Below are 17,678 nucleotides of genomic sequence, written 5' to 3'. Positions count from 1 at the left end.
CTCTCTGGGGGCACCACTTTTTCTCTTTAACATATTGAAATATATAATTTTTTATTTGATTCGCTGTTTTTCAGACCACCTTTTAGACCACCTCTTGTGGTTTGTACAACTTTACTTAATTTGTTGTTATTTGCTCCGTATTTTTCTTTGGAGTAAAGGCTAAAATCTCTTTTTTTCTCCATCTTACTGCTCTACCTAGCTTATATGGCTCTGGAAATACACCTTGAAGCACCCAATTGCGAATCGTTGTTGTAGAGACACTAAAAAGCTGTGCACATTCACGGGTTGTTACATATCTATCGCCATCATCAAATATCATCTCATTACCTTTCTATTTCTATATTACTTATTACTTAAATGGGTGGGGGTGCTGGGAGGAGAGAGCACCCCCATAACGTCAAGCGGCTTTTGTCAAAATCTTTTGCATATCTTGTTCTATTTCTGCTAAAAAGGCTTCGACCGCTTGATTAATCTGTTCAATGTGTTCTTCATCACGGTAGATGCGTTTGATTTTCATGCGCAAGTATGTTGATTGCCTCGTAAAACGCGGGTCATAACTGATAAAATCACACCATTTTCGTCCTGTACAAGCCATTTGGAATTGCATTTGCGCGCGATATTCAGGCTTTATATTGTCATCTATAAAGAAGCGTAAATGGTTTGGTGATTGTGGGCATTTGACTTCAACTAAACCGTCATCACCAACAAACCCATCAGGACTAGCACCAGCCATTTTAATTGTGGGATGTTGGATAAAACCACACCCTGTGACCTTTGTATCATAAATGAATGCATATTCTTTTAGGGCATCTTCTTCATGTTCAATGCCCCATTGCATAGCAGGTGTTGTATAAAATTGGCTTACTTCACCAGTTAAACGTTCTGTCATAAGCTTAATTTTGTAGTCTTCATATTTGTTTGTAGGGGTTCCCTTTGCTGTTTTACTGAGTACGTTGTAAACGTTTGAAGCGGTGACTTTTCCTAAACGGGCTTGAAACCATTGTGCTGTTCTTTGTTCCATTTCACACCGCCGTTTGTTGTTGTGTTGGTGCATATTCAATATCTTGCATAGGTGCGTCTATTTGCTTTTGTTGTGGAAGAGATTGTTCTTTTAGAGCCTTTTGTTTGTTTTGTTTATCTTTCAAAAGATGCAAAACGATTTGGGCTTGTCCCTCAGACATATCGGTAAGATTTTTGACTTTAACATAATCAAGTACCTTTGCTTCTTCTGATTGGGTTTGCACTATGAGTCTTCTGATTTCATTGATTTGCTGCGGAAATGCCTTTTTGATAGGGGGATTTCCATCTGTATCATCATCTTCACTCACAATATTAAGAAGCATGCTTAAGAGATATCTACGTGCGTAAGTGATTGTAGAACCAACCGCTTGTACGTTGTTTTTACTCCCTGTAGTGTCAAAAGGAAATGTTCCTTGTGTTGATATTTCATTGCCAGATATATGCTTTAAAGTCATTTCGACAGTTATGCCATTTCCCCCCTGCTCTTTGATACGAGAGAACAAGGCAAAGCGATATTTTGAAAGGCTATCCTTTATGGCATCAAGATACTTATCAAGCGTAGCATATTGGCTATTTGTATGGGTGTTTGTAGCATTTTTATGTATTTTTTGATATTCCATTTGTATAGTAGAAAGATCACGAACAAAGTTCTGGCGCTCTTGTCTTTCTATCTCCTTTTCTCGTAATTCGAGAAGGCTCTTGAGACGGTCCAGATCAACATCATTTTCTAAAGCTCTTTCTAAAATAAGCTCCATAGCTGTAGATTTGACTTCACAATCGTTTGTTTTGTTTACTTCTGTTAAGTTTGTGTTTTGTTCATTCATTTTGCTTTCCTCCATTGCACGTAATTCACCCGTGGCGTGAATCACGCATGTGTTAAAAGTTGTTTGGTTATTAGAATCCTATCTCTTAAGGCTATAGAATTTCATCAGTCAGTTCGTATTTCTTTTGTATAATAATAATCTCTTTAATGCATGCTTTGTCGTTTAAGTTCTTGAGACAGCACACCAATGCCTTTTGCTGTGATTTTTGCGCAAGGAATAACTTTTTCTATTCCACATGCGGTTTGAAGTGTGATGGTTGGACAATCCATCAATTTCTTTTGGATTTTGTCTTGATAAGGTAGCAAATTTCCACCCGCTGCACGTCTGTAAATCCACCCTTTTTGCTGTAAGAATTGAATGAATTGTTTTGGTTGCATCTCGAGTATTTTAGCGGCTTCTGTAAGACCAAAGAGCCCGTTGTGACGTTGCAAACTTTCAAGAGCCATGGCTTTTGGTGTTAAATCTTCAATGATGGTATCTTTTTGATCTATTTGACCTTGTAGGTAATTCAAAAAGCCAATCATAGCCTTTGGACTTGAATAGTCGATTTGTGGTGTTACTGCTTGCTTTTCTAATTCTTGCCAACGATCAATTATTTTTGCTCGTAAGGCAGTGCTGTAACCAGATACGAGAATTAAGCATTCACGTTTGGGGAGGTTGTAACAAGGGCGGCTTTCACCTTTGCCATCAAGATAATAACCACTAAAATCAACCACCCCAAATTTGGGGGCGTTAAGTTCTTCAAGCATTTTCTTGATATCACGCATAACATGGTCATGTCTTTTACTGCACAATTCTGCAATTTCACGACTAGACATCGTTTGAACTGTTGTATTTTGAAAATTGTTTTTAGATATTGTAATAAAGTTTTGCATCATCACTTCCTAAATTAATGAAAACACAAGTCTTGGTATAATATTCTGCCATAGTTTCTATGGCGCTCTGCTTTAGCGATTTTCTTTGCTGCGTGAATTTTGAAGTAATGATTATCGGTTTTATCTGTTTCTATTTCAGATTTTGGACAAATCTTCTGTCTGTTCCCTTCTTGTTTTGTAAAAACAAAATCCACGCCTTCTTTTAGATCAAACTTTTCAACACAATCATTAAACCAAGTGGAAAAATATTGTTTCAAATGTAAGTGCCTATGCATTGCATGGGCTTTGACCATTTGGACATAACCAATTTTGTTGTCTACCTCGTTTTCAGGTATGAGATATCCTTCACTATCATGTGTGTTCATAAGTTTACTCTAATCAATTATTGATGGGAAAAGGGGGCGCTTTTTCAAACGCCCTTTAGAATTTTTAAAGCACATCACAAGGACGCAAACGGTGTTGTTGTTCGTAGGTCCCGTAGACCTCATCATTATATTTTTCTTTTGCTAAATCATCTAAAAGGTCATGGTAAGCATCACTTTCACCTACAAAATAATGAACCTTACTATCCTCATAGAGATGTTCAATATTTGCTTCTACATATGCGTCTGCAATCTCTTCAGAAATATCTTCACAACTCTTCTCAGAGGGATTGATGCGAAAGATTTGGATTGCATCATCTACCTCATCAACAATGCTTAGAATTTGGCTTGCATCAAATGGTCCAGACTCTGCAATGTGTTGATCTTTATCGTAGGCAACTAATAAAATTTCATTGGAATTTATAAGAATTGGCTTTTCCATAATTTCCCCTCCCTAACGCTTCTTGGCGATTGTTTGTATTAATGTAATTTAATTGAACACCACAAATCGGCTTGTGCTTCTTCATGATGTGTTGTTATAAACAATATATACCATAAAGGATTATTGTGATCAAGTCATTTTATGCTAAAATGGTTTTTTTATAAATAGACTTTATATTTATTACGAATCAGTTTGGATATTGTAAGTGTTTAGTGTAGGAGCATGATACTTCCTGATATCCCGTAAAAAATAAATCAGTTAGCTGTATTTGAAACTTATATGAAAGAAAAATTGTGGGTTGTGCGCAGACAGCGCTAATCGATGAGGGGACAACGACATAGTTTTTTATCAAAATTTGAGATGAACAGAAAACCCCACCGAAGCGGGGCCATAGATGGGGTGTTAGAATATCTTATAGATATTTTTTTGCTGTTTCTCTTATTCTATCTGCAAAATCATAAATATTATCTAGCGTTTCAATACCGACTTTTTCATCAATATTAGTATCGAAAAGAGCTAGTTGCTTATGTTTTCTGTTAAAGTGCAATCGAACCAACGGCTTTCTGTTATTATTGTCAATTAAAATAGCGCAGTACGACTTTGCATCTCTGATAACAATACGGTTGGCAGAAATAACTTCGCGCGCAATTGCCTTGACAATCATGAATCCTTCAAGCTCCTCTTCGGTCGTTATTATGCTATGTTCATTACCAATAGATGTAGCAACATTATCTTGCTTGTCGGCTTCAGTTGTTGTTTGTAAAGCGCTAGAAAGCCGACTTTTTACTACATCAGATATCAGCTCGCGAAACGCACTTTTGGTAACACCTGTGAGCATTTCTAAGACATTAGCAGTCAGGCGTCCTTCATAAACATCTGCGCAAACAACACGAACAAAACCTTCGGACGGATTTTCTATTTCTTTTTGGATGTTTTGCTTTATTCCAGATACATATTTAAGCTGTTCGGCTGTCACTAATATATTTTCAATATTAAATGCTGAACGTTCAAATTTTTTAAGCTCTGTAAGTACCGCAGTATTATATTCTGTTACATCAAAAGTAAGGAATGGCCTATTATCAAGCTTGTTTGCAGCATCAAGATCTGTGTAAAAATGAAAAAATCGACCATTTGTCAAAATCGCGAATTTAGCATTCGTTACACTAAAGTATCGATATAATTGATTTAAATGCTTTGAACTCAATTCGCAAGATACCGGTTTGCACTCAAAAAGAATACGTATCTCACCGTCTATACGGATAGCATAGTCAACTTTTTCACCTTTTTTACCAACGGCATCAGCAGTAAATTCAGGAATGACTTCAAGTGGATCAAAAATATCATACCCAAGTGCGCGCAGAAACGGTAAAACGACCGCTGTTTTGACCGCTTCTTCAGTTAACATAGTTTCTGAATGATTTTTGACTTTGTCAGCTATTATTTTTAAGCTCTCGTCTACTGTCCCCATCCCCGCTTCTCCTTTGTTTTTAGGGTTTTCTTAAAATCCAAAGAACTTTCCCAACTATACGAATCTCCTCTCCATCAGTTGCCCCATTTATTTTGATAGGTTCTTGATGATTGGGTTCAGTACTTTCAGGCCATAGTTCAAATCCACTAGTAGTTTGACGTATACGTTTAGCTGTACGCTCAACCATTTGACCATTGAATCGGCTGCGTTCAACTATCACGAGATCGTCAGGTTCTATATTAATACCGGCTTTTATTATGTCTACGCAAATAAGCTGATCACCATCACGAGCAATTTTATTGAGACAGTTGCCTTCGATTTTTAAAGCAAATTGAAAATGAGTTGGATATTTCGAGGTACTAGGTACATATTCTATGTCATCAAATCCAAAATCCATATCTTCGACCGACATCCACGAGCTAGCAGCGACTTTACCTATCACCGGTATCATTCCAATAGCATTAGATATGGGATGTATTTCCTCGTCTTCTGGGAAAAGAAGATTAAACGGCTTTACACCAAGATGTGGTGCTAACTTTTCCGCCCACTCTTTGGTTAATTTTCGCTCACTTTTTTCAAGTCGCTTTATTTGAGGTTGCGTGGTACCAGCCTTTTCAGCCAATTCCATCTGTGTGAGTCCCAACTCTTTCCTCAATTTTTTAATTATATGCATGCTCTAAACCTTATACCAAGACTATTTATTTAACAAAGTCCATAAAGGTATTTTTCATTGACTAAAATAGTCTTTTATGGTATTTATTTGAGTTATGGAAAAATTGAAATCATATCTCATACGAAACAAACTATCTCAAGCCGAATTTGGGAGGCAAGTTGGCGTAGCACAGAGTACAATTAACAGGTATTTACGCGGCTTGCGGTTTCCTGAGCCTGAAATTGTCTTAAAGATTGAAAAGACAACCAATGGTATTGTTCGTCCCGTTGACTGGTATGTCGATTTATATCCACGTCCCTCTCTTGAAGAGGAGGGGATGCCACTTACTACAGCTAATAACAAACAGCCACAGCAGCATTCACAGGCTTAAATAGAAAGATTATGAGAAACGGAATATTGCAGAAAATCTACACCCAGTTTTGTAGATTAATAGGTTGTAATACAAAAATCGAGGATGGAGATAAATTTGTGAAAGAATTTGTACGGATACCGGATCGTGATTGTAGTAGAGAAGAACTCATAAAACGATATGCAATTCATACAAAAATTCTTAAAAAACGAGAAGAATGGCATAAATCAAAATTTGATAGTTGGATGAGATGGCATGAAGAAACTCTTGCAGAGCGAGACAAATCAATTGAGGAGCAACAAGCGGTACTTGAAAACCTATCCACTTTAATTAAGCAAAAAAATAAGACACTGTATGAACAAAGATTAAAGTTGGCTTCACAAATGAAGCTTATTAGTGAACTAAATTACCAAATTTATACGTTGATCAAAGAAAAGATCAAACCAATAGATTTTCTTGTTTCAGGAGAACATACTTCCGTAGAGAATTGCGACATTAAGATTGAGACTGAAGAATTTTGGGATCATATTTTTTAAACGTAAACTTGTCGCGTGGATATGATGCCCAAAAACGAGCAGTGACTAATTCATCTGGATTATCCGGTGAAGTGTGTTCAAGGGTACAATTTGCAATATTTCGGACATTGAAGTCAGAGCAGCTTAATAGAAAGTGAAAAAAAGTGCGCTTAGTAGCAGGCATAATGAAAAAATTTAAAGCAAACTCTACGGTGGAGTTCGATTTGATCTCTTTAGGATCTAAAGAAATGTATTTGGGAGCTGTTCTCTTAATGACGACACAATCGTCCACTATATCAGACCTATACTGGGTAAACAAACAAACATTTTCAATAAATTCAAAGGGGCTGCTTTCTGACATTTGTATATTTCTTATTAAAATATCTTTCTTTGTTAGATTTGTAACCTGCAATATCATCGCTATATATGAGATACCATTTACTTGTCCTAATAGGTCGAAGCCCGCTTTGAGATCTAAGGGGGGTCTTGAAGCGCATAATAAAATTTCAACATGTTGTTTTGACCATTCAGCAAGATCTTTTGTCGATATCGCTTGCTCTTCAAGAGCTGTAGTTTGTTTTTGGCTTTCTGCAAATTGCTTGCTTATCCATTCTCTATCTTCTTCTCGTTTTTTTGCAGCTTTTTCTAAATCATCTTTGCGGATTTTGGCTGCTTCTTTACGGTCTTTATTTCTTAAAATAAGCGCTACTGAAAGTGATCCTATAAATGACAGGAAACCTGTAAGAAATATCTTTATCCATTCTTGCATCATAACTCCCCCCACTTTCTTAGAATCGTTGGGAGATTACTTTTTCAAAAATATTTTTTCAAGACAGGCAATCACAACACGTTCTGTCATAGCACGCATATAAATACGCAACACTTTAAGGGGGGATTATGATCACTAAAGCACAAACCATTCTTTGTCTTGATCTAGGGACTAAGACAGGCTGGGCGCTCCGTGATGCTGATGGTTTTATCACAAGCGATACAGAACATTTTCAATCACGCCGTTTTGAAGGCGGTGGCATGCGTTATCTGCGCTTTAAGAAATGGCTTACTGAATTAAAGAGGTCTGTTGATGAAATTGATGCGGTGTATTTTGAAGAGGTACGCCGGCATGTGGGTACAGATGCTGCGCATGTTTATGGGGGCTTTCTAGCAACTCTAACAGCTTGGTGTGAACATCATCAGATACCGTATGAAGGCATTCCCGTTGGTACGATTAAGAAAGCAATGACAGGCAAAGGGAATGCCTCAAAAGAAGAAATGATAAAGGCAATGCGTGCAAAAGGTCACGCGCCTTGTGATGATAACGAAGCAGATGCTTTAGCAATTTTATATTTAATGAAAGAAGGGGATATACATGTCCAGTAAAATACCATGGACGAGACTGTTTGCCGATAAATGGGCAGTGGTCGTCGATTATTTACCTCCTGTAGAAGGTAATATCTATATGAGATTGCGATTTCGCATGCTTCGTACTGGTGAACCTCTTTTTTGTAATATTAAAGTTTTATCTCATTACACTGGTTATTCAGTAAAGAAATTTGAAACAGCATTGAATGTTTTGCTAGAAGAGGGATACATCATTCGTTTAGCAGATGGTCGTTTATGGAATCTTGATGTTGAAGAAGAATTAAAAAATTGCAATGAGAATCTAAATAAACTTTCAGAAAAAGCTATAAAAGCTGCAAATACTAAGAAAAATAGGCATAAAGATAACTCATCAAAAAACCATGATGATGTCATGATGACGTCATCACGAGGTCATGATGACATCATGATGAAACACATTAACATAGACAATAACATATATAATAAAAAAACTAAAACTATCGTTTTAGCAAAAAAAGAAATTGGTTCTGAAAATTTACAAACAACCGATTTGGTTCACAAGCCAACAGAGGTTCATGATCTCGAGAGCCAAGCAGAACAAATCGAAACGGGTGCAGATAGCCAACTACCCATTCACGAGCAAGAAAACGTTCCTAAAAAAGCCAAGCGGTCTAAAGCTAATCGGGGCTGTCGATTGCCTGCTGATTTTGAACCCGATTACGATTTTGCCATTGCGGAGGGCTTGCCTCCAGAGCGTGTCAAAGTCGAAATCGCAAAGTTTCGAGATTACTGGCGTTCAAAAGCTGGAGCAAATGCAACAAAAATCGATTGGCAAGCAACGTGGCGTAACTGGGTGAGAAGAACTATCGAGAATTTAGAGAAAGGAAAAATTTATGGAAAGCCAAGCAATGAAAAAACAGAACACCAGCGCGGATGGAGTTATCGCGTTGCACAGCACATGTCCAATATCAAAAATTCAGATAGTGTTTACAAATTTTTATTCGAGGATGATAACCGAACCACCATTCCTTTGGAAAACGGGGCAAAAACCATTGATTGCAGAAGCGGAGAGAATTACCTCATTAGTTCATGATGCGTTGGAAAAGCTTGAGAAAAAAGCGACCGAAGAAGAAATACAAACAACGTATCTTGTCCTTTCAAATGGGCTCAAAAGCCCCATGGGATCCGATGAGAAAGCGACAGCACTTGCGTATTTTTACACTCTTGAAGGCATAAGCAGCTGGATATTGCAAACAGCAACAAAGAACGTGTTGAAAGGCAAAGCAGAGGGCTTAAACACAACCTTTATGCCGTCTACAGCAGATTTTTATCGCTATTGTGAAAAACTTGAAAGCGATATTCGTTACCAAGCAAATCGCATTCTTAAGGATCTTCAAAAGGCAGAGGTAAATGCAACTGATCAAAAGCCATCAGTATCATCAGAACGCCTTGAAAAGATTTTAGATGACCTTGATAGGGTAATAAAGCACATCGAATAAATAGCAAAGTAGTGAAGTTTTGTATTCATATTGGATTAGATATGGGTTTAAATCGACAAAAAGGTACCGTACAAAGCGATTTAAAGATTTTATGATAAAACCACATCCGCAATATAAAACGCTCTTTACGATCAAATTTAAGGTAAATTAACCTATTGGTAAAAATAGGATCAAAACATGGAAATTTTAAAACAACGATTATTTAAAAAACGTAAACAGCCAATGCAAAAAAAGTTTATCGCAACGGCTGTGGGGTATGTTCCTTGGGGAGACGGAGCAGAGGAATATTTTTACAACCTCTACGAATATGAAGACGGCACAAGAGAGTGTGAAAAGTTTGATGGCGGTCAGTATTACACCATACCAGAAAAGGCAGATTTTAGCACCAAAGCGCAAGTAAAAGCATGGGTTTACGGTGGTGCTATTCCGAAAAGCGTTCTCAATTACGAGCCTCTCATAGATGAAATAAATAAGAGCATTAAAAAAATATCGGAAGTTGCTTGACAATATGGCAACATTATGTCTATTGTCGAATCAGGTGCTTGAAAAACACTTGAAAACAACTAGCGGATTAGTTGCCGAAATAACTGATCTTCCGCAATTTAAAAGCTTTGACTCATTGTATGCTACACGCATATAATAATTTTGTCGGGTGTGGTTATGCTATACAATACCCTTTGGGGAAAGGCATAACGACGGGCTAGTTGCCGTGTTTTTCAGCACCCGGCATTTTTATAAAAAGTGTCAATGAAAAACATCTAACAACTAGGAGTTCATTATGAACATGCTTATAAAAATTACGGAACAAACAATTGATCAGGAAGCTGTTCAAACTGTTAACGCACGTGAATTACATGCATTCATGGAAATAGGAAAACGTTTCGCTACTTGGATTACAGATCGTATTAATCAATATACATTTGAAGAAGGTAAAGACTTTATAAAAACACAAGATTTGCGGTTCCCAAAATTGGGAAGCGCAAAATCTAGAGCTGTCACAGTAATAGAATATCAGCTCACATTAGACATGGCGAAAGAACTCTCAATGGTTGAACGCAATGAGAAAGGCAGACAAGCTCGTCGTTACTTTATTGAGTGTGAGAAAAAGTTAAAAAGCCAATCTGTTGATAATGACCGTGATACACGCTTTGATTTCCCAAAAGATTGGGATAAAATGTCTCCAACTAAAAAGGCTGTTTATATTTATGGTCCTCTCCACATGCATCTTGTTAAAGCCTTTACGTTAGCAGAAGAAAGCAAACAATATAAAACACTCATTGAAGAAGCAAAACAGGTCTTGGCAAAATCTGTTGTAAAAGCTGCTTAGATTTAAAAACGTAACTCCCCTTTCTTCTCGTCTTTAATATGGCGAGGAGAAAATGAGTTTATCGCATTGAACGAAGCATAGCGTCACGTAAAATGGCATTAATTCGTGTCTGATAGCCTTTGCCTTGGCTTTTAAGTCACGCCAGCACGTCTGAATCCACACGCACCGTTGTGACAGTCTTAGTTGGTTTATAGAACGGATTGCCAACAGCATTTTTCCAGAATGCATCATCTAATGTTGGAATATCACTATGATCAATTGCACTGTCCGGCATTGCCGCTAGTTCATCAATTTCAATCCTTTGTTTATCCGTCAAAGGCGATAAATTACCTATGTCAATCTCATAACGAAATTTCTTCTTCATAACGTTTCCTCTCTTTCAAGTTGGTGCACCGCGCTGAAATAATATCGAACACTTTGGCGCTTACCCCGATAGAAAAACAATAACATGGGGTGCTCATTTATTTTACTATTCCTAAAAATACAGCTAAGCAGCGTTCAATTTCTACCATTTTATCTGCATGAATGGAGCCAAAAGCTGGGCTAATTTTTTCACATCTTACCGTCATAATCTTATCAATCATGACTTGAGAAGTTTTTTGTAAACCATTTTTGGTATCTGGTTGGAGAGTAATGCGAAGTAATGGTGCTGCAACAAGTGTGCTGGTAATGGGTAAAACCGTTACGCTAGTATGTTCGCTAAATTGATTGGCTTGAATGATTAACGCAGGTCTTGGTTTACCAAAATCACCTTGCATCGCTATTGTGACGAGAGATCCACGCATCATTCTGTCCAGTCATAAATATCCATTAAAGATTGATCCATTAACAACTGCATAGATGTATCTGTTTTATCCATTTTTGCGACTAAGCGACATTGGCGTCGACATTCTTCTGCAAAGTTTGGTTGGCGAGTATCTGGTACCCAAATTTGCATTAAGCGCAAACCGGCTTTTCTTTGTGCGTTGCGATGTTTTTGAACGCGTTCATTGACGTGCATTGTAGCCATAACAAAATCTCCATTATGTTTCATGTAACGTATAACATAGAAAAAAGTTACATGAAACAAAATTTCGAATAAATTCGCGAAATTCAATTTTTTATCCCGAAGGCTATAAAACATAATGTTATATGTTAATAATCAATAATATATTATTGAAATAATTGAAAAAATAATAAAATTATGCTAAGATTTTTCACATATTTAAATATAAATTTAAGGTAACTAAAACATGCTAAACAAAGTGACATTAATCGGACGCCTCGGTGCTAACCCCGAAAGCAAAACCATAACTTCTGGAGCTGAAATAGTCAATTTTAGTATAGCAACTTCTGAAAGCTATACTGATAAAAAGACCAATCAAAAAATAGATAAAACAGAATGGCATTCCGTAGTGGTTTTTAATCCGCATTTGGCAAAAATTGCTCTTCAGTATCTCAGTAAAGGTTCAAAGGTTTACATAGAAGGCAAATTACAAACCCGTAAATGGCAAGATAAAAATGGTCATGACCGTTACACAACAGAGATTATCTTGTCACAATATAAAGGTGAACTGCATTTGCTTGATGCAAAGAAAGAGCAATCTGCACACCCCTCACCCATTACTTCTCAAAATTATGCTATTGCCTCAGGTGCTCAAGATTATAGCACAGCTCTTAATGATGGCGTCCCGTTCTGATTGAAAAAATATGGCTAAAAGAAAAAAACGTACAAAACGCGGACGTCCTCATATTAAAGGATGCATCAGAGAACCAAACGGACGCATCTCACGAGCAAAAAAACCGTGTGAACCCGTAGATAAACTGGCAATTGAAATGCGTGCCAAACGCTTTAGTTTAACCATAGAAGAAGCAAAAAATCCACTCTCTGGAACTTATATAGGGCGGCTTTATCTGCAAGGTGTGATTAATCAAGATCAGTATGATGCAGCACAAAAATATCTTGAAGTGAGAAATGATTATCTCTGTGCAAAAACATTGCCTAGTGCCATTTATGATAAAATGCCCTCATCTTCTAATGAAGAAGCTAGAAAAAAATGGGTTGAATTTACAACAAAACAATTTTTGAATATGCAAGAGGTAATAAAAGAAACACAACGCCTTTACAGACAGCATAATTTTTATGCTGCGCTACAGTATCTTGTTAGTGAAGATCAAGAATTACCATACCTTGTACCTTCATTGCGGATAGTCCTTAACGCTCTCCAGAAACATTGTGGTTATTAAAAACATTGACTTACAATAAGAAAAAGTATAGTGTGTAAATATATACACATTATGAGATTAGGGAATGGAACAAAACAGCCGAAAGATAATTGCAAAATTAAAACGCGATGGCTTTGAACTTGTTAAAGTAAAAGGTTCGCACCATAAATTTAAAAAAGATGGTAAGGTCGTTATTGTCCCACATCCTAAAAAAAATCTTCCAATTGGTACAGCGCGTTCTATTGCACAACAAGCAGGCTGGTTAAAAAAAGGAGAAGAAGAATGAAAAGATTTTTTGCTCTTGTTCATAAAGATGAGGATTCTGCTTTTGGTGTTCAATTTCCTGATTTTGAAGGTCTATTCTCTGCTGCTGATGAAGAAGAAAATCTTATCATAAATGCAACTGAAGCTTTGCAACTTTACTGTGAAGATATGGATACAGTGCCTGTTCCTTTAAAGTTTGAAGAAGTGATACAACAGAAAGCTGTCAAAAAAGCCTTGTCAGAAGGAGCTTTTTTAATACAAGTTCCTTTTATTGAAAATGATTCAGAAGTCGTACGTACAAATATATCAATTGAACGAGGGCTTTTGCGTGCAATTGATAATTGTGCACAAGAAAGAGGTTTAACAAGATCTGCTTTTTTGGCAACAGCAGCCCGTCACGAGCTTAATATTTAGCTCAATTAATATGGAGAAATTTCTCACTCTAGATTTTTTTTAAAGCGTATAATTGTATATGATCTGCAAAATATTAATGAAAATCAAAAGGCAGCAGGCAAACACAACGCTACAGTTAAGAGTGATATAACTATCATTGATATAATATACATGGCATCTAGTATTTCTGGACCTGTCATTTTCTTTCTCTCCTATAATAATTACTCAATAATTTATAAAATCTAAAATGTTTTAGAAAATTCTATATATTCTGTTTTAAAATAAAAAAATACAAAATATAGATTTTTTCTCTTGACAATGTGTAAAAAATTTTATTTAATGGTCGTGCTGTCCGTAGGTGTATTGCGTCTGAAATTCAAAAATATCCCTTAAAATTTGATAAAATCTTAAGCTTTCAAAAGGGCTTAAATTACTGTTTTTATTGATAAAACAGGCTAATCTATTTTGCAAATATCAAACGCCATTCAGTAACCAATGATGTCATTAATTCATTGCCTCAAAAGGAGCGAAGATGAAAGCAATCATCACCAAGCCAATGTGTGTTGTTGGCGATAATAAAAGCACTGTTCGTTTTGAAACTTCAACCCCCAATAATCCATTTGTGGAGATTTCTAATCAAGTCTACGCACGTCTCAAGCGTGCAAATGCTGCTAAACCTTTTGTTGATGTTAAAACAAAAATAAAACCCGACAAGATAATTGAACACATTAAGCAAGTAGAAAAAGAACCCAACCAAACATCAACTGAAACAGTAACAGAGGAAACCTCTCTCGAAAAACCAAAAGAATCTAAAGCTTCCAAGCCATCAACATCTATCCCAAAAAAGGCTTAGAAGTTGAAGTTAATTATCCACCAAAAATGGTATCTTCAACAGGTGAAGGATACCTTCACAAGCCTTCAAGCCCCTCGCCTCAATTGGGCTCTGCGTAATGCTCTAAACACTGCAGCAAAACAAGTTGAACGCTTTACTGAAAAGCAAGTTGCTGACATCTCATCAGCCCAAATAAAGCGTATAAGAAGAGGCGTTTATATTAAAGAAAAAGCGACAGCAAGGTTTCTTGAGACAGATATCATTGGTTCTGGAACACCGATACCTCTTAAATTTTTTAAAGTAAACGAAACAAAACGCGGCGTGACTTATACACTGTTTGGAAAGAAAGAAGTCTTACCCCATGGTTTTATCAAGGGAGGCAGTTTTCCAAAACGTGTTGAATTGAAAATGGGAGGGAATGTGTTTCAAAGAGATGACGCAGATCAATTCCCCATTGCAAAACAAGAAGGACCTTCAATTGCTAAAGTGATGTCCAAGCCAGAGATTGCAAATGCTATTGCACAATATGCCAATGAAAGATTAACCAAAAATATACAGAGACAACTTGCTCGCCAAGAATACGCTGCTAATAAAAAAGGCTAGATCATGTTCTCAAGCTTTATCTACACGCTACTCATAACAATCTTATTACTTGACAAGATTCTCGGAAAACATATATCGTTAAAATAGGTGCCTAGAAAACACCTTAAAAACAACAAGCGGATTGGTTGCCGAAATAATCAGTCTTTCGCACATTAAAGATTTTGACTCGTTATACGCTACACGCATATAATGGCATTGTCGGGTGTGGTTATGCTATACAATACCCTTTTGGGAAAGGCATAACGACGGGCTTGTTGCCGTGTTTTCTAGCACCCGACACTCTTATGGAGTGTCATTACTTTTAGGATTTTTCAAAAAATAATTGACAGTTTCTGTGAACAGCTATAATCTGATTGACAGGCTTAAAACACCTCGTAACTAATCGGTTCAACAGTATCCCGAAAGATCTGTTGCCTATCATAAGAAATCTTGTCCAGGGTCTTCGTGTGTATGTCCAAGGGTAACCTAAAGATACGAAGGACTGTATTAGTTCGGTTGTTTTAGCCCTGGATACTTTAACTTATAAAACAAAGGACTAATAAGATGAACACTCTAATTAAAATATCAGAACAAGCTGTTGGACAAGAAACTGTGCAAACTGTTAACGCACGTGAATTATATATGTTCTTAGAAGTTAACTCTAAATTTGCAGATTGGATTGTACGCCGTATTAAAGAATATGGATTTTTGGAAAATCAAGATTATGGTTTTACGCTTCTCAAAAATGAGAAACGTAAAAATGTTATAAGTAAAGAATACCATCTCACCCTAGACATGGCCAAAGAGCTTTCCATGGTTGAACGCAATGAGAAAGGCAGACAAGCTCGTCGTTACTTTATTAAGTGTGAGAAAAAGTTAAAAAGCCAATCTGTTGATTATGATAATGATACACGCTTTGATTTGCCAAGTTACTGGGAGGGTATGAGTGCTGGTGAAAAAGCTTTGTATCTTTTAGGTCCTATCCATGTTCGTCTTATTGACGCTTTTAGAGTGGATGAAGAGAATAGAAAATATAAAGCTCTCATTAAAGAAGCTAAGCAGGTTTTAGCAAGGTCTGTTACAAAAGCTGCTTAAGTTTAAAATATGATCTCATCTTCTCCACTTTCAGAGTGGAGAGGATGTTAATTTAAAGAAAATTGCCAATTATGCCTCTCTTATTCCATAAAAAAGTCAATAAAATCAATTCAAAAGGTACTTCCCAGCGGGTTGGCTTCGTTGCGGGGCAGGCTAGCGCGAACTATCGCTAGCGACAGAATTTTCAAATTGACTGTACATTGTACACACAACACATTGATAAATAACGAATTTAATGTGTACTCATATACACACTGTACAATAGCGTATTATTTTTAGAAAAAAGTTTTTATCGCTTGACAAGGTAGTGACGTTATGTCTATTGTCGAATCAGGTGCCTAGAAAACACCTTAAAATACCAAGCGGATTGATTGCCGAAATAATCAATCTTCTGAACATTAAAGATTTTGACTCATTATATGCTGTGGCATATAAAGGTCTTGTCGGGTGTAGTTACGCTATACAATACCCTTTTGGGAAAAGCATAACGACGGACTTGGTACCGTGTTTTCTAGCACCCGGCACTCTTTTAGAGTGTCAATAGAAAACCTCTATTACCAAAGAGTTCATTATGAACACACTTATAGAAATATCAGAACAGGTTATTGATCAAGAAACTGTTCAAACTGTTAATGCACGCGAATTACACGCATTTTTAGAAGTAAAAACCAGTTTTAAAGATTGGATTATCAGACGTATTCAAGATTGTAAATTTAAAGAAGGGTATGACTTTTGCTCTTTTTTGAGCGAAAGTTCAGGTGGGCGCCCTTCTAAAGAATACCACATTACCTTAGACATGGCTAAACACCTTTCCATGATCGAACGTAATGATAAAGGACATGAAGCTCGTCAATATTTTATCAAATGTGAACGGCTTTTAAAACAAGTAACCACACCACAAATCGATTACTCTAAACCCGAAGCATTACTTGGTGTTTTGAATCATTTACAAAGTCAAATTAAGCAAAAGGATAATACCATTGCCGAATTGACTCCAAAAGCAGAGGCTTTAGAAGGTTTAAAGCGTTCTGATGGATTGTTCGGTCTTATCGAAGCAGCGAAAATGTTGGAGGTACGACCAAAGGATTTAACCGACTACTTGCGTAAACATGATTGGGTTTATCGTCGTGCTCCAGGGGCACCTCTGTTACCTTATCAGGATAAGATAAAGAAGGGATTTATGGATTGCCCTGTTATCACTATCCAAAGACCGGATGGTACAGAAAAGGTACTGCCTTCAACAAAAATCACATCCAGAGGATTGGCATGTTTGAAAGAGCAAATCCATGGAGGTGTGCAATGAATACCAGTATCGACTTTTTATGTGATTTGTGGATGGCATTATCTCAATTTTCTAGACATGAAAATATGAATGACAAAGATTGTACAGCTCTGGTTGATACTATGACTGTCATAGAAAAAGCTTTGATTTTAAAACTTCAGAATGAGATGCCAAGTATACTTAAAATCTTAACAGTTTTAACAGATTTTGGCGATTCAGAACTGCCGCATAGCATGGATTCTTTGTTGCGCGCTTATGAGCCAAATTTCGAGAACCTCATTAGAAAAGTTGCTTAAGTAAAATATATACCCCCTCCCCGTTGTCGCAAATGGG

General features: G+C 36.8%; 28 protein-coding genes and 1 pseudogene. 16 read left to right on the top strand and 13 right to left on the bottom strand.

What is annotated here, in order from left to right; genetic code table 11:
• Positions 1–115 precede the first annotated feature (115 nt).
• The 8 genes from B5V81_RS08075 to B5V81_RS08040 all read right to left on the bottom strand — a co-directional run bounded on the left by B5V81_RS08075 (position 116) and on the right by B5V81_RS08040 (position 5,664).
• A complete protein-coding gene (locus B5V81_RS08075) occupies positions 116–319 on the bottom strand; it encodes a helix-turn-helix transcriptional regulator (RefSeq protein ID WP_019221337.1) in 204 nt (67 codons plus the stop codon).
• Between the two features lie 78 nt (positions 320–397).
• Positions 398–1,021, bottom strand: coding sequence for a lambda exonuclease family protein (locus tag B5V81_RS08070; protein WP_212113014.1), 624 nt, complete (start codon positions 1,019–1,021; stop codon positions 398–400).
• Position 1,022: 1 nt separating this feature from the next.
• A complete protein-coding gene (locus B5V81_RS08065; RefSeq protein ID WP_212113013.1) occupies positions 1,023–1,844 on the bottom strand; it encodes an ERF family protein in 822 nt (273 codons plus the stop codon).
• 143 nt (positions 1,845–1,987) lie between these two features.
• Complete coding sequence (locus B5V81_RS08060) at positions 1,988–2,719, bottom strand: Rha family transcriptional regulator (protein WP_212113012.1); 732 nt, start codon at positions 2,717–2,719, stop codon at positions 1,988–1,990.
• Between the two features lie 14 nt (positions 2,720–2,733).
• Positions 2,734–3,084, bottom strand: a complete 351-nt coding sequence (locus B5V81_RS08055; protein WP_212113011.1) for an antA/AntB antirepressor family protein — start codon at positions 3,082–3,084, stop codon at positions 2,734–2,736.
• 64 nt (positions 3,085–3,148) lie between these two features.
• Positions 3,149–3,523 carry a hypothetical protein gene (locus B5V81_RS08050; protein ID WP_212113010.1) on the bottom strand — a complete coding sequence of 125 codons (375 nt, stop codon included), beginning with the start codon at positions 3,521–3,523 and terminating at the stop codon, positions 3,149–3,151.
• A 412-nt stretch (positions 3,524–3,935) separates the two neighbouring features.
• Entirely contained in the window at positions 3,936–4,991 is a 1,056-nt protein-coding gene (locus tag B5V81_RS08045) for a type I restriction endonuclease (protein WP_212113009.1), read from the bottom strand.
• A gap of 19 nt (positions 4,992–5,010) precedes the next feature.
• Positions 5,011–5,664 carry a LexA family protein gene (locus B5V81_RS08040; RefSeq protein ID WP_212113008.1) on the bottom strand — a complete coding sequence of 218 codons (654 nt, stop codon included), beginning with the start codon at positions 5,662–5,664 and terminating at the stop codon, positions 5,011–5,013.
• Positions 5,665–5,758: 94 nt separating this feature from the next.
• On the opposite strand from B5V81_RS08040, the gene B5V81_RS08035 reads away from it, so the two are divergent.
• Positions 5,759–6,034, top strand: coding sequence for a helix-turn-helix domain-containing protein (locus tag B5V81_RS08035; RefSeq protein WP_212113007.1), 276 nt, complete (start codon positions 5,759–5,761; stop codon positions 6,032–6,034).
• A 98-nt stretch (positions 6,035–6,132) separates the two neighbouring features.
• A complete protein-coding gene (locus B5V81_RS08030; RefSeq protein WP_342356088.1) occupies positions 6,133–6,549 on the top strand; it encodes a hypothetical protein in 417 nt (138 codons plus the stop codon).
• On the opposite strand, the gene B5V81_RS08025 is transcribed toward B5V81_RS08030, so the two are convergent.
• Positions 6,509–7,300, bottom strand: a complete 792-nt coding sequence (locus B5V81_RS08025) for a hypothetical protein (protein ID WP_212113006.1) — start codon at positions 7,298–7,300, stop codon at positions 6,509–6,511. The genes B5V81_RS08030 and B5V81_RS08025 overlap by 41 nt on opposite strands.
• A gap of 125 nt (positions 7,301–7,425) precedes the next feature.
• On the opposite strand from B5V81_RS08025, the gene B5V81_RS08020 reads away from it, so the two are divergent.
• The 5 genes from B5V81_RS08020 (at position 7,426) to B5V81_RS08000 (ending at position 10,692) form a co-directional block, all read left to right on the top strand.
• A complete protein-coding gene (locus B5V81_RS08020; protein WP_212113005.1) occupies positions 7,426–7,905 on the top strand; it encodes a crossover junction endodeoxyribonuclease RuvC in 480 nt (159 codons plus the stop codon).
• Positions 7,895–8,959 carry a DUF1376 domain-containing protein gene (locus tag B5V81_RS08015; RefSeq protein WP_212113004.1) on the top strand — a complete coding sequence of 355 codons (1,065 nt, stop codon included), beginning with the start codon at positions 7,895–7,897 and terminating at the stop codon, positions 8,957–8,959. Before B5V81_RS08020 ends, B5V81_RS08015 begins: the two co-directional genes overlap by 11 nt.
• Complete coding sequence (locus B5V81_RS08010; protein ID WP_212113003.1) at positions 8,919–9,365, top strand: hypothetical protein; 447 nt, start codon at positions 8,919–8,921, stop codon at positions 9,363–9,365. The genes B5V81_RS08015 and B5V81_RS08010 overlap by 41 nt, the downstream gene beginning before the upstream one ends.
• 177 nt (positions 9,366–9,542) lie before the next feature.
• Positions 9,543–9,869 carry a hypothetical protein gene (locus B5V81_RS08005; RefSeq protein WP_212113002.1) on the top strand — a complete coding sequence of 109 codons (327 nt, stop codon included), beginning with the start codon at positions 9,543–9,545 and terminating at the stop codon, positions 9,867–9,869.
• Between the two features lie 274 nt (positions 9,870–10,143).
• Complete coding sequence (locus tag B5V81_RS08000; RefSeq protein WP_212113001.1) at positions 10,144–10,692, top strand: antA/AntB antirepressor family protein; 549 nt, start codon at positions 10,144–10,146, stop codon at positions 10,690–10,692.
• Positions 10,693–10,750: 58 nt separating this feature from the next.
• Here the strand turns inward: B5V81_RS08000 and B5V81_RS09200 are convergent.
• From B5V81_RS09200 to B5V81_RS07985, 4 genes and pseudogenes are all read right to left on the bottom strand, one after another.
• A pseudogene (locus tag B5V81_RS09200) lies at positions 10,751–10,825 on the bottom strand (BrnA antitoxin family protein); the annotation flags it as partial.
• A gap of 3 nt (positions 10,826–10,828) precedes the next feature.
• Positions 10,829–11,056 carry a cytoplasmic protein gene (locus tag B5V81_RS07995; RefSeq protein ID WP_244979450.1) on the bottom strand — a complete coding sequence of 76 codons (228 nt, stop codon included), beginning with the start codon at positions 11,054–11,056 and terminating at the stop codon, positions 10,829–10,831.
• 97 nt (positions 11,057–11,153) lie between these two features.
• Positions 11,154–11,477, bottom strand: coding sequence for a type II toxin-antitoxin system PemK/MazF family toxin (locus B5V81_RS07990; RefSeq protein ID WP_212113017.1), 324 nt, complete (start codon positions 11,475–11,477; stop codon positions 11,154–11,156).
• On the bottom strand, positions 11,477–11,701 hold the full coding sequence (locus B5V81_RS07985) for an antitoxin MazE family protein (RefSeq protein WP_212113000.1): 225 nt from the start codon (positions 11,699–11,701) through the stop codon (positions 11,477–11,479). Before B5V81_RS07985 ends, B5V81_RS07990 begins: the two co-directional genes overlap by 1 nt.
• A 223-nt stretch (positions 11,702–11,924) precedes the next feature.
• Here B5V81_RS07985 and ssb point away from each other — a divergent pair, with 223 nt between their 5' ends.
• The 9 genes from ssb to B5V81_RS07940 all read left to right on the top strand — a co-directional run bounded on the left by ssb (position 11,925) and on the right by B5V81_RS07940 (position 17,641).
• Complete coding sequence (gene ssb, locus B5V81_RS07980) at positions 11,925–12,371, top strand: single-stranded DNA-binding protein (RefSeq protein ID WP_212112999.1); 447 nt, start codon at positions 11,925–11,927, stop codon at positions 12,369–12,371.
• Between the two features lie 10 nt (positions 12,372–12,381).
• Entirely contained in the window at positions 12,382–12,918 is a 537-nt protein-coding gene (locus B5V81_RS07975; RefSeq protein ID WP_212112998.1) for a hypothetical protein, read from the top strand.
• A gap of 64 nt (positions 12,919–12,982) precedes the next feature.
• Positions 12,983–13,183: a type II toxin-antitoxin system HicA family toxin gene (locus tag B5V81_RS07970; RefSeq protein WP_212112997.1), complete on the top strand. Its 201-nt coding sequence runs from the start codon at positions 12,983–12,985 to the stop codon at positions 13,181–13,183.
• Entirely contained in the window at positions 13,180–13,575 is a 396-nt protein-coding gene (locus B5V81_RS07965) for a type II toxin-antitoxin system HicB family antitoxin (RefSeq protein WP_011180290.1), read from the top strand. Before B5V81_RS07970 ends, B5V81_RS07965 begins: the two co-directional genes overlap by 4 nt.
• A 511-nt stretch (positions 13,576–14,086) precedes the next feature.
• Positions 14,087–14,407, top strand: a complete 321-nt coding sequence (locus B5V81_RS07960; protein WP_212112996.1) for a hypothetical protein — start codon at positions 14,087–14,089, stop codon at positions 14,405–14,407.
• 3 nt (positions 14,408–14,410) lie between these two features.
• Positions 14,411–14,989 carry a hypothetical protein gene (locus tag B5V81_RS07955; protein ID WP_212112995.1) on the top strand — a complete coding sequence of 193 codons (579 nt, stop codon included), beginning with the start codon at positions 14,411–14,413 and terminating at the stop codon, positions 14,987–14,989.
• Between the two features lie 543 nt (positions 14,990–15,532).
• Positions 15,533–16,063, top strand: a complete 531-nt coding sequence (locus B5V81_RS07950) for an antA/AntB antirepressor family protein (protein WP_212112994.1) — start codon at positions 15,533–15,535, stop codon at positions 16,061–16,063.
• Positions 16,064–16,634: 571 nt separating this feature from the next.
• Entirely contained in the window at positions 16,635–17,366 is a 732-nt protein-coding gene (locus B5V81_RS07945; protein ID WP_212112993.1) for an antA/AntB antirepressor family protein, read from the top strand.
• Entirely contained in the window at positions 17,363–17,641 is a 279-nt protein-coding gene (locus B5V81_RS07940; protein WP_212112992.1) for a hypothetical protein, read from the top strand. The genes B5V81_RS07945 and B5V81_RS07940 overlap by 4 nt, the downstream gene beginning before the upstream one ends.
• Positions 17,642–17,678 lie beyond the last annotated feature (37 nt).

It is taken from the genome of Bartonella queenslandensis, from assembly GCF_018155095.1.
Taxonomy (GTDB): domain Bacteria; phylum Pseudomonadota; class Alphaproteobacteria; order Rhizobiales; family Rhizobiaceae; genus Bartonella; species Bartonella queenslandensis_B.
Note: the sequence above shows the minus strand (reverse complement) of the source record. Positions and strands in the feature narration are given on the sequence as shown.